Source organism: Haloferax sp. KTX1, assembly GCF_902410085.1.
Lineage (GTDB): Archaea > Halobacteriota > Halobacteria > Halobacteriales > Haloferacaceae > Haloferax > Haloferax massiliensis.
The window spans coordinates 1-523 of sequence record NZ_CABPRH010000084.1; the positions used below are offsets into that span (position 1 = coordinate 1).

The 523-nt window shown below is 63.3% G+C and carries 1 protein-coding gene; it reads right to left on the bottom strand.

What is annotated here, in order from left to right:
* Positions 1–407, bottom strand: a 407-nt coding sequence (locus FY251_RS23610) for a response regulator (RefSeq protein WP_148416860.1), incomplete at its 3' end; no start/stop codon positions are given.
* Positions 408–523: the final 116 nt, after the last annotated feature.

Sequence of the window (523 nt, forward strand, 5' to 3'; positions counted from 1 at the left end):
AACTCTTCCCGGTAAACCTCGTTGAGCCGGGCCACACGAACGCGCTCGAACAGCTTGCTCAACGCATCATCCACAGCGCTCTTGTCCTGCAGCGGCTTGAGCACGACCTCGGACGCACCGGCCCGCATCGCGGCCACCACCTCGTTCGCTGTTACGGCGGACGTGAGCGCGATGACCGGGACTTCCATATCGCCAACCCTCGCCTCCCGGGCCAGCTTACCGATGCGTTCCGGCGGGAGGTCCACGAAGACCACGTCGGGCTGCGTTGCTCCCAGACTCACCAGCCCCTCCGCAAGCCCCACACAGGCCGTCACGTAATAACCGCGCGCCTGCAGATGCCGAAGGAGTTCATTACGGCTCGCTGAATCCGCGTCGATGATCAGAATCTGTTCCGTGCGGGTGGCCATGGGTACTGTTTCCGGCGACAGCAAAGTTCCGGCCCGGCACGGCAGTACGCGGGCGTGGCTGATGTGCTAAAGTCTGGCCCTGTTGCGCGACATAGGCAAGCGGAAAGCCCTGAATA